Consider the following 25,748-nt stretch of genomic DNA (forward strand, 5'->3'; position numbering starts at 1 on the left):
GGAGGGGGGTGGGGGGTAGGGTCCGCGCCTTCCTGCCCTGGAGTTTGTTCCGTATGCACCGTCTTCTCGGTCTCACCGTGGCGCTGGCCGCCGTCGCGGCGTTGGCCGCCGAGCCCGCCGCGGGCCCCTGGACGAAGAAGGTCCAGGCCGGCAAGGACCTCTACGCGACGCTGAAGACGAGCCAGGGCGTCATCACCGTGAAGCTCTTCTCCAAGGACGCGCCCAAGACGGTGGAGAACTTCGTGGGTCTGGCCACGGGCGAGAAGGCCTGGACGGATCCGAAGACGGGCGACCCGGTGAAGGGCAAGCCGCTCTACGCCGGCACCGTCTTCCACCGCGTCATCCCGGGCTTCATGATTCAAGGCGGCGACCCCACCGGCACCGGCCGGGGTGACCCGGGCTTCCGCTTCGAGGACGAGTTCCAGAGCGGCCGCGGCTTCGACAAGCCGGGCATCCTGGCCATGGCCAACGCGGGCCCCAACACCAACGGCAGCCAGTTCTTCATCACCACCGCCACGCCCGCGCACCTCACCGGCCGCCACACCATCTTCGGCGAGGTCGTCACCGGCTACGACGTGGTGGAGAAGATTGGCACCGTGCCGCGCAGCGCGCAGGACCGCCCGCAGACGCCCGTGGTCCTGGAAACGGTGACGCTGAGTGAGAAGGCGCCCAAGAAGCCGGCCGCGCCCAAGCCCGCCGCCCCCAAGAAGGGCACCCCGCAATGAGCTTCATGGAGCTGGCCCATGCGGGCACGGAGCTGTTCGGCACCTTCCAGACGACGGAGGGGCGCATCGTGGTGCGCCTGTTCTCCAAGGACTCGCCCAAGACGGTGGAGAACTTCGTGGGGCTGGCCACCGGGGAGAAGCCCTGGAAGGACCCGGTGACGTTCCAGCCCCAGCACGGCCGCCCGCTCTACGACGGGACGCTCTTCTTCCGCTGCATCAAGGACTTCATGATTCAGGGCGGGGACCCGACCAGCCGGGGCAACAACGGGCCGGGCTTCCGTTTCGAGGATGAGTTCCAGAGCGGCCGGCGTTTCGACAAGAAGGGTGTTCTGGCCATGGGCAACACGGGCCCCAACACCAACGGCAGTCAGTTCTTCATCACCGCGGCGCCGCAGCCCCACCTGGACAACCGGTACACCATCTTCGGCGAGGTGGTGGAAGGGCAGGACGTGGTGGACCGCATCGCCAATGAGCTTCCCAAGGATTCAAGCGACCGTCCCCGCCGGGACGTGCGCATCCAGACGTTGACCATCTCCACGGCGCGGCCTTCGTAAGCAGTCCGCCGCCGTACCCTGGCAGTTCCCACGGGGCCTTCCCGAAGTCGGAGTCGGAAGGCCCACTGATCATCTCCGGAAGTATGGCCTCTCAGTCCCAGAAGAAGACCCCTCGCGCTGGCTTCGCCGCGCTCATCGGCCGGCCCAACGTGGGCAAGAGCACGCTGCTCAACGCGCTCACAGGCGAGAAGATCGCCATCGTTTCGCCCAAGCCGCAGACCACCCGCAACCGCATCCTGGGCGTGGTGACGCGCCCGGAAGGGCAGGTGGCGTTCATCGACACTCCCGGCATCCACCAGGCCAAGGGAGAGCTCAACCGCTACATGGTGGAGGCCGCCATCTCCGCGGCCGAGGAGGTGGACCTGGTCCTCTTCCTCATCGAGCCGCCCCAGGGCGAGACGCTGGACGTGACGCCGGGCAACCGCGCCATCCTCGAGCGGCTGGAGAAGGTGGGCAAGCCCACCTTCCTGGTCATCAACAAGATCGACTCCATCCCCAAGGCGAAGCTGCTGCCGCTCATCGCGCTCTACGGCCAGGAGTTCCCCTTCGCGGAGGTGGTGCCCATCTCCGCGCGGGAGAAGGACGGCGTGGATCACCTGTTCCAGGTCGTGCTGGGCCACCTGCCGGAGGGCGAGCCCCTCTTCGCGGAGGACATGCTCACGGACCAGCAGGAGCGCGTGCTGGTGGCGGAGTACATCCGCGAGCAGGTGCTCCGGCACTGCCGCCAGGAGATCCCGTACTCCACCGCGGTGCTGGTGGACGTGTTCGACGAATCCGAGCGCGAGCCGCGCCCCGGCACGCCCCCCGGCCAGCTGGGCGGCCTCATCCGCATCGCGGCGTCCATCTACGTGGAGCGCGACAGCCAGAAGGCCATCCTGATTGGCAAGCAGGGGCAGATGCTGAAGCTCATTGGCACGGACGCTCGCAAGTCCGTGCAGCGCCTGCTGGGTGCGCACGTGTATCTGGACCTGCGCGTGCGCGTGGAGGCCCGCTGGAGCGAGCGCGCCGCAGGTTTGAGGAAGCTGGGTTACGAGTGATGTCGCCGCGGAAGTTTGTGTCGCTGACGTCGTTGCATTCGAAGTCGTCGTCGCTGTCGAAAGAGACTCCATGAAGCCGCTGGTCGCCATTGTCGGTCGCCCCAACGTGGGCAAGAGCACGCTGTTCAACCGCCTGGTGGGCCGCCGAATCGCGCTCGTGCAGGACGAGCCCGGCGTCACCCGCGACCGGCACTACTCCGATGCGGAGTGGGAGGGCCGCGCCTTCACCCTCATCGACACGGGCGGCTTCGTCCCCGGTGAGAAGGACACGCTGCTCAAGCAGGTGCGCGAGCAGGCGCAGTTCGCGGTGGAGGAGTGCGACGTCATCATCTTCGTCGTGGATGCCCGCGCGGGCATGACGACGGCGGACGAGGCCGTCGCCAACTACCTGCGCAAGTCGGGCAAGCCCGTCGTCGTGGCGGCCAACAAGCTGGACAACGAGACCGGGCTGATGCAGTCGCTGTCCGGCGAGTTCTTCCGCCTGGGCCTGGGCGACGTGAACGCCATGTCCGCCGAGCACAACCTCGGCATGGGCAGCCTGATGGACTCCGTGGTGTCCAAACTCCCGGAGAAGCAGGAGGGCGAGGACTCGGAGGCGCCGCCGGACGACGGGAAGATCCGCGTGGCCATCATCGGCCGGCCCAACGTGGGCAAGAGCACGCTGGTCAACGCCATCCTCAAGGAGAAGCGCGTCGTCACCAGCGAGGTCGCCGGCACCACGCGTGACCCCATCGACTCGGAAGTCACGTACAAGGGCAACCAGCTCATCCTCACGGACACCGCGGGCATCCGGCGCAAGAAGACCATCGCGCACCAGGTGGAGCAGTACTCCGTCATCGCGGCGCTGAAGGTGCTGGAGCGCAGCGACGTGGCGGTGCTGCTGATGGACGCCACGGAGCCCGCGGTGGACCAGGACGCGAAGCTCGCGGGCCTGTCCATGGACCGCGGTCGCGCGCTGGTCATCGTGGTGAACAAGTGGGACCTCATCGCGGAGGACAAGCGCCGCCAGGAGGCCTTCCGCGAGGACCTCAAGATCGCCCTCAAGTTCGTGGGCTACGCGCCGGTCATCTTCACGTCCGCCCTGCACGGCTCCAAGGTGGAGAAGGTCGTGGACGTGGCGGTGGAGCTGGCCAAGCAGTTCCGCTTCCGGGCGCCCACCCCGCAGCTCAACAAGCTGCTGGATTACATGGTGGACAACAACCCGGCGCCCATCGTGAAGAGCAAGCCGCTGCGCCTGTACTACATCGCCCAGGTGGCGGCGGCCCCGCCGACCTTCACCCTCACCTGCAACGAGCCGCAGGGCGTGCCGGACATGTACAAGCGGTACATCACCAACCAGATCCGCAAGACGTTCGATTTGCGGGTCCCCATCCGCCTGCTCTTCCGCGAGCGGCCAGGCAAGGCCAAGCGCGAGGCGCGCAAGAAGCCGCACCTGGCCGGCAAGGGTGGCAAGGGCGGGAAGCGGGCAGGGCGCGACTGACCGCGCTCGCGCGTTGACACTCCCAGCGGGCGCTCTTTACAGTGCGCCGCTTTCCCAGAGCGAAGAGCACCGTCGAGCCGGAGAGAGGTCCCCTCATCGTGGCCCAGCAGAAGACCGAGAAGATTCGCCAGCAGGAGCTTCGTCAGCCGGACGCCTTCCAGAAGGTGGGAGCGGACGCGCGGGACTGGCTGATGCAGCGCCAGAAGTTCCTCGCCATCGGCGCGGGCGTGCTCGTGCTGGGCGCGGTGGGCGTGGCCATCGCCAGTGAGGTCTCCAAGCGCGGCGAGGAGACGGCCTCCATGGCCCTGGGCCAGGCGCTCACCGTCCTGGACCGCCCCGTGACGGGTGTGGACCCGGCGGACCCGTCCGCCACGGAGCCCCCGTTCCCCACGGAGCGGGCCCGCGACGAGGAGGTCGTGAAGCAGCTGGCCGCCTTCCGCAAGGAGCACGGCGGCACCCGCTCGGCGACGACGGCCGCCCTGCCGCAGGCCAAGGCCGAGTTCCGGCTGGGCAAGAACGACGACGCCCTGGCGTCCCTGGACACCTTCCTCAAGGGCGCCCCGGAGAACGACGCCCTGCGCGCGAGCGCCCTGGAAGGCCAGGGCTACGCCTACGAGGCCAAGGGTGACTACGCCCAGGCCATCACCTCCTTCGAGGCGATGGAGAAGGCGGACACCGGCGAGTACCTGGTCGGCATGGGCGCGTACCACAAGGCGCGCATGCTCATTCTGCAGGGCAAGAAGGACGACGCCGCCCAGGTGCTGTCGAAGATTCCGACGGACCACCCGGGCAGCGCCGCGGCCCGTCAGGCCACCGAGCGCATGGCGGTGCTGGCCGCGGAGGGCGTGAAGGTGCCCACTCCGGCACCTCCCGCCGCGCCGGCCACGGACTCGGGTCAGCCGTAGCGCGCTCATGACCATGCGGCTTGCTCGGTGGAAGCGGTGGGTGGGAATGGTGGCCGGGGTAGGGCTCCTGGCCGGGTGCGCGACGGCGCCGCTGTACGGCAACCCGGAGCTGCCCGCGGCGCCCCGTCAGCCGCCGGTGGATTTCTTCCAGGTGAACTGGTGGACGGGGCTCGTCGACAAGGTCCCGCTGCTGGAGTACTCGCCGCGCGAGCCCGCCTCTCCGGTGTACGACCCGGACAGCCGGAACGTCATCGTGCAGACGCGTGACGGCTACGTCCGCGCGGTGGGGCCGGACGCGAAGGTGTCCTGGACCTTCCGCACGGGGGCCCGGGCGCTCGCGGGCGGCCTGGTCAGCGAGGGCGTCGTCTACCTGCCGGGCGGGGATGGCGTGCTGTACGCGCTGGACGGACGCACCGGCGCGGTGAAGTGGAAGTACGCCACCAGCGAGTCCCTGGCCACGGTGCCGGTGCTCGCGGACGGCCTGGTGCTGGTGACCACGGACACCGACACGGTGTTCGCGGTGAAGGCCACGGACGGCACCTGGGTGTGGCAGTACCGGCGCGACCCGCCGTCCGGCTTCACCATCCGGGGCGCCTCCGCGCCGAAGGTGGACCAGGACACCGCGTACGTCGGCTTCTCCGACGGCTTCCTCGTCGCCCTCAAGGTGGAGGACGGCGGCGTCGTCTGGGAGAAGTCCCTGTCGGGCGCGGGCACGGAGTTCCTGGACGTGGACACCACGCCCGCCATCGACTCGGCGGGGCGGCTGTATGTGGCCTCGTACAAGAACGGCCTGTACGCCCTGGAGGCGGATACCGGCGCCGTCATCTGGAACGCCAGCGTGGGTGGCCTGACGTCGCTCCTGTCGCGCGGCGAGGTGGTGTTCGCCACTGGCGACGGCCGCCTGGACGCCTACCTGGGAGAGACGGGGAAGCTCATCTGGTCGCTCCCCCTCAAGGACAAGACGGCGTTCGCTCCCGTGTTGGCGCGGGGAATGCTCCTGGTGCCCAACGAGCGTGCGCTGCTGTTCGTGGATCCGACGACGGGCAAGTCGCGCCTGGCGTGGAACCCGGGCGTGGGCATCTCCGCGCCGCCGTTCGTGGTGGGCTCGCGGGTGTACGTGCTGTCCAACAACGCGTACCTGTACGCGCTGGACATGAACGACGTGAAGAAGGGGCCGCGCGGGTGACGCGCGCCGTGCCCCGGACGGTGCGGGTGGTGGCCGCGCTGATTCCCCGGCCCGGTCCGGAAGACGGCGGGCCGCGGTACCTGGTCCAGCAGCGCCTTCCCGGCGGGAGCCGTGCGCTCCTCTGGGAGTTCCCCGGCGGCAAGGTGGAGGCGGGCGAGACGGATGAAGCCGCCCTCGCGCGCGAGTGCCGCGAGGAGCTGGACGTGGAGTTGTCCGTGGGCCGCCGCCTGTGGGAGGGCCGGCACACGTACCCGGACCTCACGGTGGAGCTGGTGCTGCTCGCGGCCACGATTGTGTCCGGTGAGCCGAAGCCGCTGGGCGCGCACCAGCTGGCGTTTCATACGCCCACGGAGATGCAGGCGCTGCCGTTCTGCGAGGCGGACGTGCCGCTCCTGGATGATCTGCTGGCGGGAAGGCTGGGTGCGCTCGATTGATGCTGCTGCACACGTTCCAGCTCATCCCCGGCGTGGGGCCGTGGCGCGAGAAGGACCTGTGGTCCAAGGGCATCCGGACCTGGGATGACTTCCCGGACGGCGGCATCGTCATCAGCCGCAAGGCGGACACGGCGGCCCGCGAGCGCATCGCGGAGGCCCGGGCGGCGCTGGCCCGGCGCGACTTGAAGGACCTGGCCCGCATGGTGCCGCCGCGCGAGCACTGGCGTCTGTTCCCGGAGTTCCAGGACGACGCCGTCTACTTCGACATCGAGACGGACGGCAGCAAGACGCAGGTGCCCACGGTGGTGAGCCTGTTCGACGCCGCGGGGCTGCACGTCTTCATCCAGGGCCGGAACATGGACGCGCTGCCAGAGGCCATGGCGAAGCGGCGGCTGTGGGTGACGTTCAACGGCTCGTGCTTCGACGTGCCGGTGCTGAAGGAGTACTTCGGCGAGAAGAACTTCCCGGTGCCGGAGGCGCACATCGACCTGCGCTTCGTCACGCGGCGGCTGGGGATGGGCGGCGGGCTGAAGGAGATTGAGGACAAGCTGGGCGTGGGACGGCCGCCGCACCTGAAGGGTGTGAATGGCTACGACGCGGTGCTGCTGTGGCGCGCGTACCTGCGGCGTGGCGACGTGGAGGCCCTGCGCTACCTGGTCGAGTACAACCTCTACGACTCGTTCCAGCTCCGGTCGCTGATGGACCTTGCGTACAACAAGGGCGCGGACGACCTGAACCTGGACGTCCCCCGGCTGAAGGTCTTCGAGCGCGGGGACCTGCTGTACGACGTGAGCCGGCTGCTCCTGGAGTTGGGCCCCACCGAGCGCGACGTGGACACGCTCGCGCGCGTGCGGGCTATGGAGCAGGATTCCTGAGCGGCCAGGTCGTGCCTTGGGTTGGCCGGCCGCGGCCCGGCACGCCGTGGGGCATCCCCAGCCGCCGCGTGGCGCTCACCCGGATCACGACCCTGCCGGTGATGGACGCGGAGTGGGCGGGTGACGGCTTCGTGCTGCCTCCCGCCGGCGATTCGGTGGGGTTGGCCGTGGGCATGCGGCGCCTGGCCGTGCTCGGGGCGCGGGAGTCCTGGCCGCCGGGGCGTGCGCTGGAGCTGCCCAGGACCGCGGGGCTCGTGGCGCTGCATCCGTCGCTCGGGTGCGCGGCGGTGCTGGGCCCGGGGCGCATCGAGATGGTGGGCCGGGCGCCGGATGGGAGTCCGGTGGAGACGCCCGCCCGGGCCTGGACGCGGAACACGCAGGCGCTGGGGTTCGACATCACCGGCGAGGGCCTGTGGACGAGCGGCGTCCAGGATGGGCGGGCGTCGCTGCGCGTCCTGGATGCCCGAACGTTATCGGACGTGGCGGGGACGGAGGCGGGGCTCGAGCTCGGGGCGCCGACGCTGGGTGAGGACGACCTGGACGGGCTGCACGAATGGATGCCGCATCCGAGCCTGCCGGTGATGGGCGTGGCGGTGAGCCTGGGCCAGGAGGGCACGTGGCTCACGTTCGTGGAGCGCGGCGCCACGGGGCTCGTGCGTGGCGCGGCGGTGGCTTCGGTGGAGGCGCCGTTCTATCCGGCGGGGTTCCTTCCGGACGGCTCGGGCTTCGTTGGCGTAGGTGGCACCTGGGTGCGGCGCTGGACGTACCCGGAGGCCACGCTGGCTGCGGAGTTCCTGCTGCCGGAACAGGGCACGCTCGCCACGGGGTACAGCGGGCTGGTGACGGAGCGGGCGGTGCTGGTGGCGGTGGAGGACCTGTTGGAGGTGGGGGAGTGGTACCTGCTTCAACTGGACCCCGCGTCGCTGCGGCCCGTGTGCGCGTGGGAGCTGCCGCTGTCCACGGAGGCCGTCACGTCGGTGCACCTGTTGCCCGGCGGCTTCATTCTGTCGCCGGAGGACGGCCAGCTCTGGCGCCTGCCAGACGAGGTCCTCTCCGCGCGGTGAACACAGACGGCGCGGATTGTTCACGCGCGCGTGGAATGGCTCGGAGGCCTGTCTGTAAGGTCCGGGACCATGAGCGATCCGAACTTCGTGAATCAGGGCCCTGGAGCCATTCCGCCGACGCCGGAGGCCGAGCCGCCGAAGGCACCGTCGCGGGGCAAGGTCCTGGGCATCCTGGTCGCGCTGATGGTCGTGGGCGTGGTCGGTTCGTACTTCGGCCTGAGGCGGCAGTCCGAGGCGCCGGTGGTGACGGCACCGCCCGTCGTGGACGCGGGCGTGGCGGAGGTGCCTCCGGAGGTGTCGCTGCCGGAGAGCGACGGGCGCATCCGCGACCTGGTGGGCAAGCTGTCGGTGGACCCGGAGTTGGCGAAGTGGCTCCAGGAGCGCGACCTGGCGCGCCGGTTCACCGCGTCCGTGAGCAATATTGCTGAGGGCGAGAGTCCTCGGGCTTCGCTGTTGTTCATGGCGCCCGTGGGGGCGTTCCAGGTGGGCACGGCCGGGGCGAACGGGCGCTCGGAGATCGCGCCGTTGAGTTACGCGCGCTACGACCTGGTGGCCCGGGTGCTGGGTTCGCTGGACGCGTCCGGCGCGGCGATGGTGTACCGGGAGCTGAAGCCGCTCTTCGACCAGGCGTACCGGGAGATCGCGCCGCCGGATCAGCACTTCGAGACGGCGTTCGGCCGGGCCATCCAGCACCTGCTGATGGTGCCGGTGCCGAAGGGGCCGGTGGAGGTGGAGTCCAAGGGCGCGCTGTATGTCTATGCGTCGCCGGAGCTGGAAGGCCTGAGCAAGGCCCAGAAGCACCTGTTGCGGATGGGCCCGGGGAACATGCGGCTCATCCAGGCGAAGCTGCGGGAGTTGCGCACGGCGCTGAACCTGCCGACCCCGGCGCCCGTGATGCCCGAGCCGTTGCCGGATCAGGCGCCGGGGCAGTCCGAAACCCAGGAGTGACGGCTACCTGGACTTCTTCTTGCCGCCCTTGGCGGGCGACGGAGGCGGCTTGGGCTTCTCCTTGTCGCCGATGATCTGGAACGAAGCCCGGAGGTCCTCGACGTCGCGGCCGATCGAGTCCTGGAACGACGTGCCGGTCTGCGAGTCCACGACGAGGGTGTACGAGTAGCCGGTCTTGAGCGGCTGCGGCAGGTGGATGCGGTACACGAGGCCGTCATCGGCCTCGGACACGGAGTCGTCGGAGACCATGGCCCGGTCGGCTTCGTCCATGAGTCGGACGCGGTAGTTCTTGAGGCCCAGGGTGCTGCGCAGCTCCAGGTCGGAGGTGGGCTCCACGAGCGGCTTTTCCTCCAGGGCCAGGGGGATGAGCGCGGATCCGCCATCCGGCGATAGGTACTGGAGCGTGAAGACCACGGCCTCGGGACCCGAGTCCGGGGCCGCCGTGGCGCCGGTGACGCCACCATCCACGGGGGCCTGGGCCGTCTTGTCGGGGCAGCCCGTCAGCAGGGCCACGGTGAGGCCGCAAAGCGCGGCGAGTCCGGTTCGTCGGAAGAGGCGCATGGGGCGGCAAGGTACGTTCCGGAGCCGGGCTCGGGAAGCACGAGATTCCACGGCCGATGCCGGGCGGTTGGTGGCCGACGGTGGCGCCTCACCGTGCTATCAGTTTTCGCCTGATGGGCGCGATTCGCAGGATGGCGGCTGGGCTCTGCCTGGGGTTCGCCTTGGGATGCTCAACCGTCACGCATGAGTCGGGCCGCCGGCCCACGAATGACTACCTGGCGCAAGCGGCAGACGCTTGCCGGCCGGGGGATTTGAGCATCGTGTGCTGCCTCAAGAAGAACCGAATCCCTGAAGCGTGCGGGATGACGGAGAGCGAAGCCGTGACGCTGATGCAGGGCGCTCGCGAGCTCAAGAAGGCCACAGACACGGCCAAAGAAGACGCGGACGACGGTTGGCGGCAACACTGCATCGACATGTATGCGAGGTGCCAATCCACGAAGAAGCCGCATTGGGGCGGTCCCTGTGGCGCGTGCATGGAACGCTGCAAGGGGCAGCGGCAATGGCCATTCGACATGTGCGGACCGGGGGTAGCGCAGTGACGTCCGATGATTGGCGAAAGGTGATCGACCTGGGCCTGGCGCTCGCGAACGGCGCGGACCTGCCGCAAGACCCCGAGATGCCTGAGCTCCTGCGCAGGATGGCTCCCCAGGTGGGAATGACCCGCGCGGAGGCCGACGCCGCACTTTCCAGAGCAGCGGATACAGCCTCGCTCGTGAGGGAGATTCATCGACGGACCCGTGAGGGTACGTACCGCCTCGGGCGAGCATTCGGAGCGTCCGACTCGCTCAAGGCGAGCGGGGACAGGGCCGGAGCCCGGAAGGTCCTTGAGGACGCGATGGCGGTGGAGGTCGTGCCGATTTACCGGGCACAGCTCCAGGCGTACCTGGACCACGTCGATGAGCCCGACGACACATGAACGGCGGAACCAAGGCGCGGGCCGGGTCGGTTACGCGGACGTCCACGGAGGCCCTGGGTGGGCCGGGGAAGCGCCTGGAATCCTTGGGGAACCCCTAGCCGTAACGTCTGATAAGAAGCGTTATGTAAACTAAGCCTCTGGGGCCTAGGTGGGGGTCGTTGAGGATCGTCCCTGCCCGGCGCCGTGGCACCATGGCCGCGCTTTCCGCCGGTTCTGGTTCACGACGAGGCTCCTTCGGCGCATGGACTCCCCTCATTCCGGCGACGTCACCCGGGGCTCGCTTGGCGAGGTCGCGCAGGTCTTCCTCCGGCTGGGTCTGACGGCCTTCGGGGGCCCTGCCGCGCACATCGCGATGATGGAAGACGAACTCGTTCGGCGGCGCCGGTGGCTGTCCCCTGAGGAGTTCCTCGACCTGCTTGGCGCCACCAACCTCATCCCGGGCCCGAACTCCACGGAGCTGGCCATCCACCTCGGCCACCGGCGTGCCGGCTGGCCCGGACTGCTCGTGGCCGGCACGTGCTTCATCGTCCCGGCGATGCTCCTGACGCTCGCGGCGGCGTGGGCCTACGTGCGTTTTGGCACCCTGCCGCAAGCCGGCGCCCTGCTGTACGGCGTGAAACCCGTCATCCTGGCCGTGGTGCTCCAGGCCCTGTGGGGCCTCGGTAAGACGGCCCTGACGACGCGCCCCCGGATCGCCGTGGCCGCCGGTTCAGCCGTGGCGAGTGCTCTTGGCGTCAACGAACTGCTCATCCTGGCCCTGGCCGGCGGTTCCCTGGCGGCCTGGAACCACTTTCGATCCGCTCCAGCTTCCAGGTCGGCGCTCACGCTGACGCCTTTCGCCCTCCACGGCGTCACAGTCATGGCTGCCACGGCCGCCGTGCCGTTCAGCTTGGGTGGCCTCTTCCTGTTCTTCCTCAAGGTCGGCAGCGTGCTGTTCGGCAGCGGCTACGTCCTGCTTGCCTTCCTCCGAGCGGATCTCGTCGAACGCTGGGGCTGGCTCACCGAGGCCCAGCTCCTGGACGCGGTGGCCGTGGGCCAGTTCACGCCGGGCCCTGTCTTCACCACGGCGACATTCATCGGCTACCTGGTGGGCGGAACGCCCGGCGCGGGGCTCGCGACGCTGGGCATCTTCCTGCCCGCCTTCGTCTTCGTGGCGCTGAGCGGCCCCCTGGTGCCCCGGCTTCGCCGGTCTCGGACCGCGGGTGCGGTGCTCGATGGCGTCAACGCGGCGTCGCTGGCCCTCATGGCCGTGGTGACATGGCAGCTGGGACGCGCGGCATTGGTGGATGGCTGGACGGTGGCCCTGGCCGTGTTCGGCGCGGTGTTGCTTCTTCGCTGGCGGGTCAACTCGGCCTGGCTGGTGTTGGGCGGTGCCGCCGCCGGGCTAATGAAGAGTGTTCCGTGGTTTTGGTGACCCGCGACGCGAGAACCTTTCTCTTTGGCTTCGGCCGTCGAGAAGATCGCTCAGGGAGAGCGCCTTCCCGTCCTGAGGACCTCAGGCCTCCCACACGCCTGGGGCGCTCCGGAGTGCTTTGGAGAGTGACTCCCGCGCCCGCCGGAGGGCCACGTCCGCGCGCCGGGTGGCGGCGGACAGCAGCCACACTGGTGGGCCGCCCGGGAGTTCCTCCTCCAGCACCAGGCGCGGGTCCCCTTCCGCGAGCAGCGCCGGGAGCACGCTCCGCCCCAGACCCGCGACGCAGGCAGCCCTGATTCCAAGCAGCGTGTCGCACTCCACGAGGGACTCCGCGTCCTCAGGGACAGCCTTCCACCAGCGCATGGAGGATCGGGTGCGCAGGTTCCCTGATGGCAGGACCCAGGCCGCCGAGTCTTGCCTTGCGGCCCGCGCCCGGAACACTCCGAGCCGCAGCCTCCCCAGTTGCTGTCCCCGCAGCGCACCGCCCGGCGTGTGACTCGGCCGTAAGGCCAGATCCGTCACCCCGGGCTCCAGCGCCAGTTCGCTCTCGGAGATGCGCACCTGGACCCGCTGCGCGAAGCCGCACGTGCGCAGCGCGCCGAACAGCAGTGACGCCAGCACTTCATTCGTGGTGATGACGAGCCGGCCTGCGCGCGCCCGGCGCTGCTCCTCGATGAGTGCCCCCACGTCCAGGGCGTGGGGGTGCATGCGGCCCGCGCGCTCGGCAATGGCGAGGCCGAGCGGCGTCGGGCGCAACGTCGCCCCACGCAGGAAGAGCGGCACCCCGAGCACGCGCTCGAGGGCGTCCACCCGCCGCGAGATGGTCGAGTGGCGCAGCGAGAGCTCGCGCGCCGCGCCCACGACGCTCCCCGTGCGCACCAGCGCCTCCACCGTCTGCAGGTCGTCCCAGGCGATGTGCATGAACGCACATGCTGTGCGCGTCCGCGGGCGTCGTCAACGTCGGGGGCTGGGGCTATCTCTCGGGGCGTGGCAATGACGCCACTCCCGCAGGAGCAACACATGGTCCCTGTCCCTCACGACAACGAGCACGAGACGCCCTCTGACGTGCAGGCGCTGTGTGACCCCGAGACTGGGACGTGCGCGCTCCCCGGCGCGGCGCAGACGAGCGCCGGGCCGAGCGCCGAGGGGCCCGTGGGAGAAGTGCTCTATGTGGGGGACCCGATGTGCTCCTGGTGCTGGGGGGGATCGCCCGGCCTCCGCGAACTGGAGGCGGAGGCAATCCGCAGGGGTATCCCCTTCCGCATCCGGGTGGGCGGGCTCCGTGCAGGAGGCGGGGACCCCTGGAACGAGCGGTTCAAAGGCTTCCTGCGCCACCACTGGGAAGAGATTGCCGCGCGCACCGGGCAGCCGTTCTCCACCCGGTTCCTCGACCGGGCGGAGTTCAACTACGACACCGAGCCTGCGTGCCGCGCGTTCCTCGTCATGCGCGGGATGCTCGAGGAGATGCCGGGACCGGAGACGCGCGCGTACGAGGTGTTTGCCTCCATTCAGCGGAAGTTCTACGCCGACGGAGAGGACCCGACCGTGGCGGCCTTCTACGAGAGCATCTGCGCCGCGCACGGCCTCGACTTCAGGGTGTTCCTGAACCGGTTCGACCATGCGGACGCGAAGCGGGCGACGGCGAACGAGTTCCAGGAGGTCCGGGCCCTGGGCGTGAGCGGGTTCCCCACCGTGCTCTTCCGTGGCGGCGCCGGCCTCGAAGTGCTCGCGAGCGGCTTCATGACCGGACCGCGCATGCTCGAAGCGCTCGCTCGGGCGACGAAGCGGGCAAGGAGCGAGGCGTGAAGCTCGGACGCCGTGCGCTGGTGCGCGGCGGCGCCCAGCTGTTGGGGCTCACCGTGCTCGGCTGTTCCCCTCCTCCAAAGCCTGCGCCCGTCGCTGACGTCCGCCTGCGCCCGCTCTCGTCCTTGCCGGTCACGGAGCTGCCCTGGCTGCGCCTGCACGACCACTTCATCGCCACCGTGGGCCCCAGCGCAGGCCAGGGACGCCCGCTCGGCAGCCTTCTGGTCCTGGCGGATGCCACCTTCGCGCCGCGCTCGCGCTTCCCGCTCCACCCGCACCGGGAGATGGAGATTCTGAGCATCGTCCTCAGCGGCGAGCTGAGCCACCACGGGGACCAGTCCCACGGGGCGACCCTGCGCCCACGCGAGGTGCAGTTGATTTCGGCCCGGGACGGTATGGTCCACGCCGAGGGCAACGAGACGGATGAAGACACGCGGATGCTTCAGCTGTGGTTCACCCCCAAGCAGCACGGCGGTGCACCCGCCTACTTCCGCCGCTCCGTACCGCACGATGCACGAGGAGGCCGCCACCTGCTGGCCGGGGACGAGGTGATGCCCCTTCGGAGCGACGCGCGCGTGTGGTGGCTGGACCTGGCGGCGGGACAGGACGACACCGCACTCGAGGTGGCCCCGGGACGTGCCGGCTATCTGCTGTCCCTGGATGCCGCCCTGCAACTGGGGCAAGGGCGAGTCCTCGCCAGGGGCGAGGGGGCACAGCTGCACCGGGGAGGCCTGACGCTGCGCTCCTCGCAGGACTGCAACGCGCTCTGGATTGACGTCGCGGCCTGACATTCCAGAGAGACTGGCTGGGGTTCATTGGGGCCCGTCCTCTCTGCCCCTGGGCCCCTTACGCATACGTCGTCTGCGACATGCTGGGCGCCTGCCAAACGCAGACGCCCAGCGCCTCGTCAGAGACTCAGTCCCTGCACTTGCACGGGCGTGAGGCGGTACGAGCCATGTGACAGCTCTGTCTCACGGTGTGTCACCGGGTCATGTAAAATCCTGAAAACGGCCCAAATCCGCTAAACGCTTGATTTTCTTAGGACTGGTGCGGCGCCGGTTGGAGGATTCTTGCTGCCCCCCGTCCATCAGCTCGTCGAGCGACGAGCGACCGAACTTTCCTCCCAGATCGCCGTCGCCTCCCGGGCCCGCTCCCTCACCCACGCCGCGCTGAATGCGCACGCGAACCGGTTGGCCCATGCGCTGATCGCCCGAGGCGCCGGACCGGATGTCCTGGTCGGCGTCTGCCTTCCGCGAAGCGTTGAGCTGGTCGCATCCGTCCTGGGTGTTCTCAAGTCCGGCGCGGCCTGGCTTCCCCTGGACCCGTCCGCCCCTTCCGAACGCCTGCGATACATGGCCGTTTCGGCGGGAGCACGATTCGTCATCGGCACGGGGCCGGCGGTGGAGCGGCTCGCGGCGGACGGCCTCCAGATCCTCGCTCCGGAGGCACTGGAGCTCCAGTCGTTCCCGGACGTGAACCCGGGCGTCACCGTCCAGCCGGATCACCTCGCGTACGTGATCCACACCTCGGGCTCCACCGGACTGCCCAAGGGCGTGATGATCAGCCACCGGGCGCTGTCCGCGTTCACCGGGTACCACCTCGACACGTTTGGCCTGTCGCCCGCGGATCGCATTGGCGTGGTGGCCTCGCCCGGCTTCGACGCCTTCGTCATGACGCTCCTGCCGTCGCTGGCCGCGGGCGCTCGACTGGAGCTGCCGCCCGACGAGGAGACCCGACTGTCGCCCCAGAGGCTGCAGGACTGGCTCCTGGCTCGGGACATCACCTGCGTCTTCCTTCCCACGCCGCTGGCCGAACGCGTCCTCCCGCTGTCCTGGCCCGAGTCCTGCGCCTTGCGCCTGATCCTCACCGGCGGCGACCGGCTGCACCTGCACCCCAGGCCCGGGCTGCCGTTCCAACTCGTGAACGGCTACGGCCCCGCCGAGTGCACCATCTACAGCACGTCCGGTGTCGTCCCTTCCGGTGACGCATCGGCCGGGGAACGGCTGCCCTCCATTGGCCGTCCCATCGGCGGCGTGGAGGTGCACGTCCTCGGTCCGGAGCTGCGGCCCGTTGCGGATGGCGAGACCGGTGAGTTGTTCATCGGCGGCCCAGGTTTGGCTCGCGGTTACGTGGGTTCGCCGGACCTGACCGCGGACCGCTTCATTCCGGATCCGTTCTCCCGGTTCGGCGGCGAGCGGCTGTACCGCACGGGGGACCTGGGTCGCCGGTTGCCGGATGGCTCGCTGGAGTTCCATGGCCGTTCCGACCGGCAGGTGAAGGTCCGTGGCATCCGCATCGAGCCCGCGGAGATCACCGCCGCGCTGCTGACCCATCCGCACGTCGGGGCCGCGCACGTCATGGCGCGGAGCGAGGGCCAGGACGTCTTCTTCGTGGCGTGGTTCGCGCCCAAGGACGCTCGGGCCGTTCCCGGGACGGAGCAGCTCCGCGAGCACCTCCGCGCCTGGCTCCCCGAGGCCATGCTGCCCCGGACCTTCGTCGTCGTGGACGCCCTACCCCTCGGCCCCACCGGCAAGGTCGACGCCCAGGCGCTGCCCACGCCCGAAGCCCACGCGACCCGAAGCAGCGCCTATGTCGCGCCTCGCACGGAGCTGGAGCGTGGACTCGTCCAGGTGTGGCAGGAGGAGCTGCGCCTGGAGCGGATCGGCATCGAAGACGACTTCTTCGAGCTGGGTGGCCACTCGTTGTTGGCCACGCGGCTCACCGCGCGGGTCGCGGGGGTGCTGGGGCTTCCGTTGTCGCTGACGGAGCTCTTCGCGCACCGCCGTATCTCCCAGCTGGCGAACGTGCTGGAGCCGCGTCGTGCCGAGCCCTCGAAGGACGTGTTGCCGCCCGTGGTCCGCGTCGCCGACCCCGAACGGGCTCCTCTGTCCGTGCAACAGGAGCAGGTCTGGTTCCTCCAGAAGCTGTCTCCCGGCAGCATCTCCTACCAGGCGCAGACGACCGTCCGCGTGCTGGGTGGGCTGGACCTTTCGGTGCTCGAACGCGCGCTGACGGAGATCACCCGGCGACACGAACTGCTGCGGACGACCTACGAGGAAATCGACGGCCGGCCGTGGCAGCGCGTCCTTCCCGTGACGCCGGTGCAGGTCCCGTTGATCGACCTGTCCGGGCTGCCCCCGGTCGAGCGGGAACACCGGCGTGAGGAGGCCCTTCGCCAGGAGCTGCGGCGGCCCCTGTCGCTCTTCGAACCGCCGCTCGTGCGCTGGACCGTGGTCCGCCTGGCTCCGGACGATCACGAGCTGGTCCTCGTGGAACACCACGTCGTCCACGATGGCGTGTCCTTCTCCGTGCTGATGCGGGAGTTGGACGCGCTCTACAACGCATATCTGCGCGGTGAGTCCTCGCCGCTCCCGGAGCTTCCGGTGCAGTACCGCGACTTCGCGGCATGGCAGCGCGAGGCGCTCGATGGTCCGGCCATGAAGGCCCAGCTCGACTTCTGGCGGACGCGGCTGGCCGGTGCTCCGGAGGTGCTGCCGCTGCGCACCGATCACCCACGCCCCCGCGTGCAGACCTTCAAGGGCGACCTGCTCCGGCTGGAACTGCCGCCCGCCCTGCCCGGCGCCCTTCGTGCCTTCTGCCAGCAGGAGGGCGTGACCCTGTTCAACGCCCTCTTCGCCGCCTTCGCCACGCTGCTGCATCGCTACACCGGCGAGCAGGACCTGTGCATCGGTTCGGCGTTCGCGGCCCGGGCGGGCGTCCGGAACATCGAGAATGTCATCGGGATGTTCGTCAACGCCGTGGTGCTCCGGTGTGACGTCTCCGGCGCGCCGTCGTTCCGCGAGCTGGTCCGTCAGGTGCGCGACCTCACCGTGGCGGCGGCCGAGCATCAGACGTATCCGTTCCTCAAACTGATCGAAGGCCTGGGCGTGAAGCGCGACCCCAGCCGCAATCCGCTCGTGCAGGCCATGTTCAGCTTTCACGATTCGGCCGTGCGGAGCCCTCGGCTGGGGGATGCCTCGTGCACCATCTTCGAGCGAGGCAATGGGTCGTCGAAGGTGGACCTGGACGTCGTCGCCATTCCGCACGCGGGTAGGCACCTGGGCGACCGCGAGCGCGGTGACGCGCGCATCTCGCTCATCTGGGAGTACAACCGGGACCTGTTCGACCGCTCGACCATGGAGCGGATGGCCGCGCACTTCCTCCGGTTGCTCGAGGCTGCGGTGGCCACCCCGGGGATACCAGTGTCGCGGCTGCCGATGCTTGCGGACGCGGAGCGACAGGTCCTCCTGGCGAACGGCTCCACGAAGTCCGTCAGCGCGGATCCGCCCGTGCATCAGCAGGTCCTGGCTCAGGCCCTGCGGACCCCTGACGCCGTGGCCGTGCGCGACGAGACAGGCACCCTCACCTATTCGGAGCTGGTCCGGCGCGCGACGCTGATCGCCGAGCATCTTCACGCGCACGGCGTGGGCGTGGAGTCGGTTGTCGGCGTCTGCGCACCTCGTGGCCCGGAGCTCGTGACGGCCGAGCTGGGCGTGATGCTGTCCGGTGCCGCCTTCCTGCCCCTGGATCCGGAGCATCCGGCCGAACGAATCGCGCTCATCCTGGGTGACGCTGGCGTGCGTCAGGTGATCACCACCGGGCCGCTCGCGGAACGACTCCCCGCCACGGTGAAGCGCGTGCGCATCGAGTCCTTCCATGGCCCCGGCACGCCCCAGGGAGGCCTGCCCACGGAGGTGCGGCCCGGACAGCGGGCCTACGTCATGTACACCTCTGGCTCCACGGGCGTCCCCAAGGGCGTGGTGGTGGAGCACGGCGCACTGGCCTACCTTGTCGGGTGGCACCGGCGCGCATTCGGACTTGAGCCGAGCAGCCGCACCACGCTGCTCTATTCGCCCGCGTTTGATCCATCCGTCGCGGAACTCTGGCCTGCCCTCACCGCGGGCGCGACGTTGCATGTCCCCGGACAGGACGTGCGCCTGTCCCCGGAGCGGCTCCAAGCCTGGCTTCTCTCCGAGCGCATCACCTTCACGGACCTGCCCACCGCGCTCGCGGAACGCCTGCTGGCCATGCCATGGCCGGCGTCATGTGAACTGCGCACGGTGCTCGCGGGCGGTGACCGACTCCACGCGCGTCCCGTGCCCGGACTTCCGTGGCGGCTGTTCAATCAGTACGGCCCCACCGAGACCACTGTCACAGCCACCTCCGGCGAGGTGCTGCCGGCGGGGAACGTCGAGATACTGCCCGCCATCGGCCAGCCCATCGACGGGACCACGGCCTATGTCCTGGACGCGGAGCTGCAACCTGTCCCCACGGGCGTCGCTGGAGAGCTGTACGTGGGCGGTGCCGGCGTGGCGCGCGGCTATCTGAATCGCCCGGACCTCACCGCCGCGAGCTTCGTCCCCGACCCGTATGCGGCACCGCCAGGCGCGCGCATGTACCGCACGGGCGACCGGGTCCTGTGCCGTCCGGACGGGATGCTCGAGTTCCTGGGCCGCATGGACGCGCAGCTCAAGATCCGAGGCTTCCGCGTGGAGCCCGCGGAGGTCGCGGTCCGCCTGCGCACGCATCCGGGACTCGCGGAGGCGCACGTCCGCGCATGGAGCCCTCCCGGTGGAGCGCCCCAGTTGGTCGGCTATCTGGTGCCACTCGTGGGCCAGCCCCTGCCTTCACCGGCGCGGCTGCGTGAGCACCTGGCGCGCGAGCTGCCGGCGTACATGATCCCCTCCGCGTACGTGGAGCTGAAGGCGCTGCCACTCACCCACGGTGGCAAGGTGGATGAGCGGGCGCTGCCCGAACCCACGCCTGGAACCCAGGCGCCTCGGGTCCCGCTCGCGAACGAGCACGAGCGGCGGATCGCCACCATCTGGTGCGAGACGCTGCGCCTGGAGCACGTGGGCGCCGAGGACAACTTCTTCGACCTCGGTGGCCACTCGCTGCTGCTGGCCCAGGTGCAGCACCTCCTGAAGCACCGCATGGGCCATGACGTCCCCATGGTGACGCTGTTCGAGTTCCCCACGGTTCGTGTGCTCGCCGGGCACCTCCAGGGCCGCGACGATGGCGGCGAGGCCGCGGCCGCGCAGGCACAGCGCCAGGAGCAACGGCTCAGTGGACGTGCGCGCCTGCTGGGGCGTCAGGGTCGGCTGTCGTCGGACCGCTCGCGGGAGGAAGTGGAATGAGCGCGCCGCTCGACGTGATGGAGGAGGAGGACCGTTCGGCGCACCTCGCGGTGGTGGGCCTGGCGTGTCGGCTTCCCGGTGCGGCCAACGCGGCGGAGTTCTGGTCCAATCTGGCCGGCGGTGTCGAGTCCATCACCTTCTTCGGTCCGGACGGCCAGCCCTGTGCCGAACCTCCCACCGAGCGCACCGTGGGCGAGGAGGTGCCCGCGTTCGGTCTGGTCGCGGATGCGGACCGGTTCGACGCGCAGGCCTTCGGGATGTCGCCGCAGGAAGCGCTGATGCTGGATCCGCAGCACCGGGTGTTCCTGGAGTGCGCGCGGGAGGCGCTGGAGGACGCCGGGCATGATCCGGCTCGGTACCGGGGCGCCATTGGCATCTACGCGGGTGGCAGTGAGACGGACTATCTGTCCGCGCTGCGGGCCCGCAGGGACCTGCTCGCGGGTGCCAGTGACTGGCAGCTCCGGCTGGCTACGGGCGTGGACTTCCTCACCAGCCGCGTGGCCTACAAGCTGGGTCTTCGCGGGCCCGCCGTCACGGTGCAGACCGCGTGCTCCACGTCCCTGGTCGCGATCCATCTGGCCGCGCAGGCGTTGCTCGCGGGGGACTGTGACATCGCGCTGGCGGGGGGCGCGTCGGTGCATGTGCCGCCCCGGTTCGGTCACTACAGCGAGGGCGGGCCGCTGTCCCCGGACGGCCGCTGCCGCGCGTTCGACGCTCGGGCACAGGGCACGGTGGGCAGCAACGGCGCGGGGATCGTCGTGCTCAAGCGGCTCGCGGATGCGCTGGAGGATGGGGACACCATCCGCGCCGTCCTCCGAGGCACCGCCGTCAACAACGACGCCGCCGGGAAGATCGGCTTCACCGCGCCGAGCGTGGAGGGCCAGTCCCGCGTCATCGAGACCGCCCTGCATGCCGCAGGCGTGGACCCCGCGAGCATCAGCTACCTGGAAGCACATGGCACCGGCACCCGGCTGGGCGATCCCATCGAGGTCGCCGCGCTGACGAAGGCCTTCGGTGCGCGTGAGCCCCGGTCCTGCTGGCTGGGTTCGGTGAAGACGAACATTGGCCACACGGACGCGGCGGCGGGCGTGGCGGGCTTCATCAAGACGGTGCTCGCGCTGGAGCACCGGAAGCTGCCGCCGAGCCTGAACTTCGAACGACCCAACCCGGAGCTCGACTTCGAGCACGGCCCCTTTCGCGTGAACACGGAGCTGCGGGACTGGGACACCGGTAGTCATCCTCGGAGGGCCGGTGTCAGCTCGCTGGGCATTGGCGGCACCAACGCGCACGCCGTGCTGGAAGAGGCACCCACCCTGCCCGCCTCCGAGCGTTCGCGCTCACCGCGGTTGATGGTGCTGTCGGCCCACGGTCCCGCCTCGCTGGCCCGCGCGGTGGAGCGGCTCGAAGGGCACCTGCGCGCGCATCCAGAGGCTGAGCTGGGTGACGTCGCCTGGACGCTCCAGATGGGGCGTGCCGCGCACAAGCACCGAGCATTCGCGGTGGGCGAGGACACCCCGGACGTCCTTCGCGCCCTGTCTGAACAAGAGGGCATCGCGCAACAGGAGGCCAGCGAGCGCCAGGTGGTGTTCATGTTCCCTGGCCACGGTGGGCAGCACGTGGGCATGGGCCGGGAGCTGTACGGTTCACAGCCCGCGTTCCGTGAAGCCGTGGACGCGTGCCGTGCGCACCTGACGCCGCTCCTCGGGTTCGACCTGGGGACGGTGCTTCATCCGGATCCCACGGATGCCGCCGCGCTGGAGCAGGCCTCCGCCCGGATGGGCGAGTTCGTCACCGGTCAGCTCTCCGTGTTCGTCATCGAGTACGCGGTGGCGCGGCTGTGGAAGCGCTGGGGCGTGCAGCCCTCCGCGGTCGTGGGCCACAGCCTGGGGGCCTATGCCGCGGCCACGGTGGCCGGGGTGTTCCGTCTGGAGGACGCGCTGCGGTTGGTCCTGGAGCGCTCGCGCATCCTCGCGAGTCTGCCCGCGGGCGCCATGCTGGCGGTGCCGTTGCCCGAGTCGGAGCTGGAGCCCCTGCTTCACGGAGGACTCGCGCTGGCGGCCGTGAACGGGCCGGCGCAGTGCGCGGTGTCGGGCCCGGTGGCGGAGATCGAAGCGCTCCAGGCGCGACTGATGGAGCGCGGTGTGGAGTCGAAGCTGCTGCGCATTCCAGGCGCGGGACATTCGCCGCTCGTCGAGCCGTCACTGGCCGCGTTCACCGCCTGCGTCCAGCGCGTCGAGCGGCGTCCTCCACAGCTCCCGTGGATCTCCGATCGCACGGGTGTGGCGGTCACGGCGGAAGAGGCCGTGGACCCGGCGTACTGGGCCGCGCACCTGCGTCACACCGTGCGTTTTGGCGACGCGCTGAACACGTTGTTCGCCGGTTCGCCCGCCGTGTTCCTGGAGGTCGGGCCCGGACGAACCCTGGCGACGCTCGCGCGCCAGAACCTCGCGGCAGGACCACACCTCACGGTCGCCACCCTGCCCCATCCCGCGGACAACACGTCCGATGCGGTCAGCGCACTCACTGCCGCGGGGCGCCTGTGGAGCGCGGGCGTCGCGATCTCCTGGCAGGGACTTCATGGAGGCGTCGCCCGTCGCCGGGTGCCTCTGCCCACGTATCCGTTCGAACGTCAGCGCTACCTCGTCGAAGCCCCTGCTGCAGTCGCGACCGTGGCGCTCCCGGCCACGTTGGTGTCACCGCCGCCCGAACCTGAACTCATGGAGGTGCCGGAGCTGCCAGAGGACGAAGTCGTGCGCCGGGTCGCCGCCGCATTCGCGGAGGTCCTGGGGCTGGCCCGGGTCGGGCTCCACGACAACTTCTTCGCGCTGGGAGGCGACTCGTTGATGGCGGCGCAGGTCATCGCGCGGTTGCGTCCGCATGTCGCCACGCCCCTCAAGGTGAAGTCCCTCTTCCGCGCGCCCACCGTGGCCCGCCTGACCCGCTTCATCGCGGAGTCCTCCCCGGCATGACCTCGACTTCTCCCTGGCTCGCGTGCCGCATCCGGCGCCCGGAAGCCTCGGTGCGCCTCTACTGCTTCCCGCACAGCGGCGGCTCCGTGGGCGAGTACGTCCGCTGGGCGGACCTGCTCCCGGACATCGAGGTCTGGGGCGTGCAGCTCCCGGGGCGTGGGGCTCGGGCGGAGGAAGCGCCGTTCACCCGGCTGGACGAGTTGGTGGACGCGCTGGTGCTCGCGTTGGACTTCGGCTCGTCCTTCGCGTTCTTCGGTCACAGCTTGGGGGCGTTCGTGGCCTTCGAGACGGCCCGCCGCCTGCGCGACCAGGGCCGCGTGCTTCCCGATGCACTGTTCCTCTCCGCGGCCCCAGCCCCACAGCTCCCTCCGCGAGGCATCCCCGCGAGCCACCTGGACGAAGACGGACTCCTCACCGCCCTGGAGCCCACCTACGGAGAGCTGATCCACGAACTGCGCGAGGACGAAGAGCTGCGCGAGCTCATCCTCCCCGGCCTGCGCGCGGATCTGCAGCTCGTGGAGTCCCACCGGCACGAGGACCGCGCCCCCCTCTCTTGCGCGATGACCGTCACGGGCGGCACCCAGGACGACCTGAACCGCACCGAGCTGGAGCCGTGGAGCGTCCACACCTCCGGGCCCTTCGCGCTCCACCTGCTGCCCGGTGGCCACTTCTACCTGCGGGATCCCGAACCGAAGTCCACCCTCCTGCGCCTCATCGCGGAAACCCTCACCAGAAGGACGCCGACCCCATGAGCCACGAGCCACTGCACCCCGCCACCCGCAGCCGCGAGGGCTTCCTGGGCCAGCTCTTCGCGGGGAAGCTCCGCTGGGACCTCGTCCGCGCGTTCCCCGAACAGGACGCGGAGGAACGCCGTCAAGGCGACGCCGTCATCGCGGAGGTCGAACAGTTCCTCCAAGCGCACGTGGACCCGGACGAGATTGAACGCACGGGCCGCATTCCGCCAGAGCTGCGCGAAGCCTTGCGTTCACGCGGCTACTACAAGCTCCAGGTGGAGCGGGCGCTGGGAGGCCGGGGCCTCTCCATGCTGAACACCTTCCGCGTCATCGAGGCCGTGATGAGCGTGTGCCTGCCGGTGGGCTACACGCTGGCCATCCACAGCGGCCTGGGCGCGGGAGCCATCATCGAAGCCGTGCAGGACGGTCCCCTCAAGGACTACGTCCGGGGACGCGTCGCCGACGGAGTCATCTCCGGCTGGGCCGACACGGAGCCCATCGGTGCCTCCGTGCGGCGTGCGTCCACCACCGCCGTGCCCACGGAGGACGGAACGGCGTATGTGCTCAACGGGGAGAAGGTCTTCATCGGCAACGGCTCCATCGCGGATCTGCTGAACGTCACCGCCACGCTCCAGGAAGACGGCCGCGAGCAGATCAGCCTCTTCGTCGTGGAGACCTCCAGCCCTGGCTTCCACGTCCGCGCCGAGCACGGCCTGATGGGCCTGCGAGGACTGCCCATCGCCGCGCTGAGCTTCGACAACGTGCGAGTGCCGAAGGAGCGGATGCTCGCGATGTCGCAGGAGCACTGGCGGAACACGCCGTTGTTGGAGCCGCTCAGCGCCCTGGGGCGCATGTACATCATCGTGGCCGCGTCGCTGGCGCTCTCCAAGAAGTGCCTCCAGTGGTCGCGTGAGTTCCTCCACCGGCGGCTCGCACAGGGGCGCAGGCTCGGTGACTTCGACGAGATCCAGCGCCAGGTGTCCGCCACGGCGGCGGAGGTCTTCGCCATGGAGAGTGTGGCCCGCTGGAGCCTCACGGGCGTGACGGCGGACACGTTGCCCCTGCGCTGGTTCGAACAGGTGGCGGCCAAGAACATCGCGTCCCTGACGTGCGCGCGCATCGCGGACCGGACGATGTCGTTGCTCGCCGCCGAAGGCTACGAGACGTCGGAGAGCAAGGCCGCCCGGGGCGCCACGCCGGTCCCGCTGGAGCGCACGCTGCGCGATGCCCGGGCCTTCCGGGTCGCGGGAGGCGTGGACTTCCTGGTGGACCACAAGGCCGCGAGGGAAGGCCTCTTCTCCCTCTACTACCCGACGGCCGCGCACGCGGTGGAGCTGGAGTCGCCGCCTGCTCCCCTCCCCGTGGAAGAGCATCTGTCCCCCCGCAACCGCGAGCACCTCCAGCACACGGCTCGGGAGGTGCACCGGCTCGCGAAGCGAAGCCTGGACCTGTCGCGCCGCTACCCGGATGCGGGAGCCCTGCACGCGAGGCAGCGGACGCTCATCCTGATGAACCAGCTCTGCAACGAGCTGTTCACGATGTCCGTGACGCTGGCCCATGCGTCGGCCCTGGCTTCACGCGGACAGCCTCAAGCCGACGCGCTGGCGGACATCTACTGCACCGCCGCGCGCTACCGCCTGGAGGACCTCTGGCGCCAGGCCGATGCCGAAGCGGAGCCGGACTTCGCGGGCGTGAGCGAACGCTGGCTGACGGGCGACACACTCGATTTCCTGCTGAGTGACGTCCTCATTCGGAAGTGAGCCCCATGGCGCGCTGCACAAACAGCCGCAGTGTCATCCTCTTGGAGGACAAGCTCCTTTGACCCCACACGGGCCGAACCGCCCGCCCGGAGCGCCATGCGCCAAAACCTGTCCGACAGTCGGACAAGTTCGCGGTGCCCGATGCCCCGGGGCGCGCTGGCTCGACGGGCGATGAAAAGCTGTCCGACTGTCGGACAAGTTCGCGGTCCTCGCGGCACGGGGGCGCGCTGGCCCGGCGGGCGATGA

Annotated in this window: 21 protein-coding genes; 18 read left to right on the forward strand and 3 right to left on the reverse strand. The window is 69.9% G+C overall.

The window, feature by feature from the left end; all coding sequences use genetic code 11:
* The first annotated feature begins 53 nt into the window (after positions 1 to 53).
* From D7V77_RS14500 to D7V77_RS14545, 10 genes are all read left to right on the forward strand, one after another.
* Positions 54 to 725: a peptidylprolyl isomerase gene (locus D7V77_RS14500; RefSeq protein WP_120576874.1), complete on the forward strand. Its 672-nt coding sequence runs from the start codon at positions 54 to 56 to the stop codon at positions 723 to 725.
* A complete protein-coding gene (locus D7V77_RS14505; RefSeq protein WP_120576875.1) occupies positions 722 to 1,279 on the forward strand; it encodes a peptidylprolyl isomerase in 558 nt (185 codons plus the stop codon). Before D7V77_RS14500 ends, D7V77_RS14505 begins: the two co-directional genes overlap by 4 nt.
* A gap of 83 nt (positions 1,280 to 1,362) precedes the next feature.
* Positions 1,363 to 2,316 (forward strand): GTPase Era, encoded by a 954-nt coding sequence (era, locus tag D7V77_RS14510; protein ID WP_120576876.1) that lies wholly within the window; start codon positions 1,363 to 1,365, stop codon positions 2,314 to 2,316.
* 70 nt (positions 2,317 to 2,386) lie between these two features.
* Positions 2,387 to 3,796 carry a ribosome biogenesis GTPase Der gene (der, locus tag D7V77_RS14515; protein WP_120576877.1) on the forward strand — a complete coding sequence of 470 codons (1,410 nt, stop codon included), beginning with the start codon at positions 2,387 to 2,389 and terminating at the stop codon, positions 3,794 to 3,796.
* A 98-nt stretch (positions 3,797 to 3,894) separates the two neighbouring features.
* A complete protein-coding gene (locus D7V77_RS14520) occupies positions 3,895 to 4,701 on the forward strand; it encodes a tol-pal system YbgF family protein (protein ID WP_120576900.1) in 807 nt (268 codons plus the stop codon).
* A gap of 46 nt (positions 4,702 to 4,747) precedes the next feature.
* Positions 4,748 to 5,887 carry a PQQ-binding-like beta-propeller repeat protein gene (locus D7V77_RS14525; protein ID WP_233596988.1) on the forward strand — a complete coding sequence of 380 codons (1,140 nt, stop codon included), beginning with the start codon at positions 4,748 to 4,750 and terminating at the stop codon, positions 5,885 to 5,887.
* Complete coding sequence (locus D7V77_RS14530) at positions 5,884 to 6,321, forward strand: (deoxy)nucleoside triphosphate pyrophosphohydrolase (RefSeq protein ID WP_120576879.1); 438 nt, start codon at positions 5,884 to 5,886, stop codon at positions 6,319 to 6,321. The genes D7V77_RS14525 and D7V77_RS14530 overlap by 4 nt, the downstream gene beginning before the upstream one ends.
* Entirely contained in the window at positions 6,321 to 7,196 is an 876-nt protein-coding gene (locus D7V77_RS14535; protein ID WP_120576880.1) for a ribonuclease H-like domain-containing protein, read from the forward strand. Before D7V77_RS14530 ends, D7V77_RS14535 begins: the two co-directional genes overlap by 1 nt.
* Positions 7,197 to 7,207: 11 nt before the next feature.
* On the forward strand, positions 7,208 to 8,260 hold the full coding sequence (locus D7V77_RS14540; RefSeq protein WP_120576881.1) for a hypothetical protein: 1,053 nt from the start codon (positions 7,208 to 7,210) through the stop codon (positions 8,258 to 8,260).
* Positions 8,261 to 8,329: 69 nt separating this feature from the next.
* A complete protein-coding gene (locus D7V77_RS14545) occupies positions 8,330 to 9,208 on the forward strand; it encodes a DUF3014 domain-containing protein (protein ID WP_120576882.1) in 879 nt (292 codons plus the stop codon).
* 3 nt (positions 9,209 to 9,211) lie between these two features.
* On the opposite strand, the gene D7V77_RS14550 is transcribed toward D7V77_RS14545, so the two are convergent.
* Complete coding sequence (locus D7V77_RS14550) at positions 9,212 to 9,769, reverse strand: hypothetical protein (RefSeq protein WP_120576883.1); 558 nt, start codon at positions 9,767 to 9,769, stop codon at positions 9,212 to 9,214.
* Between the two features lie 499 nt (positions 9,770 to 10,268).
* On the opposite strand from D7V77_RS14550, the gene D7V77_RS14555 reads away from it, so the two are divergent.
* Together D7V77_RS14555 and chrA are read left to right on the forward strand one after the other, a co-directional pair.
* The gene (locus D7V77_RS14555) at positions 10,269 to 10,685 is read left to right on the forward strand and encodes a DUF2379 family protein (protein WP_120576884.1); all 417 of its coding nucleotides are present in this window, start codon (positions 10,269 to 10,271) and stop codon (positions 10,683 to 10,685) included.
* A 241-nt stretch (positions 10,686 to 10,926) separates the two neighbouring features.
* Positions 10,927 to 12,099 carry a chromate efflux transporter gene (gene chrA / locus D7V77_RS14560; RefSeq protein WP_120576885.1) on the forward strand — a complete coding sequence of 391 codons (1,173 nt, stop codon included), beginning with the start codon at positions 10,927 to 10,929 and terminating at the stop codon, positions 12,097 to 12,099.
* 81 nt (positions 12,100 to 12,180) lie between these two features.
* Here chrA and D7V77_RS14565 read toward each other — a convergent pair whose 3' ends face one another.
* Positions 12,181 to 13,020: a LysR family transcriptional regulator gene (locus D7V77_RS14565; protein ID WP_120576886.1), complete on the reverse strand. Its 840-nt coding sequence runs from the start codon at positions 13,018 to 13,020 to the stop codon at positions 12,181 to 12,183.
* 99 nt (positions 13,021 to 13,119) lie between these two features.
* On the opposite strand from D7V77_RS14565, the gene D7V77_RS14570 reads away from it, so the two are divergent.
* Both D7V77_RS14570 and D7V77_RS44720 read left to right on the forward strand, forming a co-directional pair.
* Positions 13,120 to 13,905, forward strand: a complete 786-nt coding sequence (locus D7V77_RS14570) for a DsbA family protein (protein WP_120576887.1) — start codon at positions 13,120 to 13,122, stop codon at positions 13,903 to 13,905.
* Positions 13,902 to 14,690 (forward strand): pirin family protein, encoded by a 789-nt coding sequence (locus D7V77_RS44720; protein ID WP_233596987.1) that lies wholly within the window; start codon positions 13,902 to 13,904, stop codon positions 14,688 to 14,690. Before D7V77_RS14570 ends, D7V77_RS44720 begins: the two co-directional genes overlap by 4 nt.
* A 201-nt stretch (positions 14,691 to 14,891) precedes the next feature.
* On the opposite strand, the gene D7V77_RS44725 is transcribed toward D7V77_RS44720, so the two are convergent.
* Positions 14,892 to 15,101: a hypothetical protein gene (locus D7V77_RS44725; RefSeq protein WP_233596990.1), complete on the reverse strand. Its 210-nt coding sequence runs from the start codon at positions 15,099 to 15,101 to the stop codon at positions 14,892 to 14,894.
* On the opposite strand from D7V77_RS44725, the gene D7V77_RS14580 reads away from it, so the two are divergent.
* Genes D7V77_RS14580 through D7V77_RS14595 form a run of 4 tightly spaced genes read left to right on the forward strand, consistent with a single transcriptional unit; the run spans position 15,030 to position 25,502 of the window.
* Positions 15,030 to 20,039 (forward strand): non-ribosomal peptide synthetase, encoded by a 5,010-nt coding sequence (locus tag D7V77_RS14580; protein WP_233596989.1) that lies wholly within the window; start codon positions 15,030 to 15,032, stop codon positions 20,037 to 20,039. The genes D7V77_RS44725 and D7V77_RS14580 overlap by 72 nt on opposite strands.
* A complete protein-coding gene (locus D7V77_RS14585; RefSeq protein ID WP_120576889.1) occupies positions 20,036 to 23,008 on the forward strand; it encodes a type I polyketide synthase in 2,973 nt (990 codons plus the stop codon). The genes D7V77_RS14580 and D7V77_RS14585 overlap by 4 nt, the downstream gene beginning before the upstream one ends.
* Positions 23,005 to 23,760, forward strand: a complete 756-nt coding sequence (locus D7V77_RS14590; RefSeq protein ID WP_120576890.1) for a thioesterase II family protein — start codon at positions 23,005 to 23,007, stop codon at positions 23,758 to 23,760. Before D7V77_RS14585 ends, D7V77_RS14590 begins: the two co-directional genes overlap by 4 nt.
* Positions 23,757 to 25,502, forward strand: a complete 1,746-nt coding sequence (locus tag D7V77_RS14595; RefSeq protein WP_120576891.1) for an acyl-CoA dehydrogenase family protein — start codon at positions 23,757 to 23,759, stop codon at positions 25,500 to 25,502. The genes D7V77_RS14590 and D7V77_RS14595 overlap by 4 nt, the downstream gene beginning before the upstream one ends.
* Positions 25,503 to 25,748 lie beyond the last annotated feature (246 nt).

It is taken from the genome of Corallococcus sp. CA041A (assembly GCF_003612075.1).
Lineage (GTDB): Bacteria > Myxococcota > Myxococcia > Myxococcales > Myxococcaceae > Corallococcus > Corallococcus exiguus.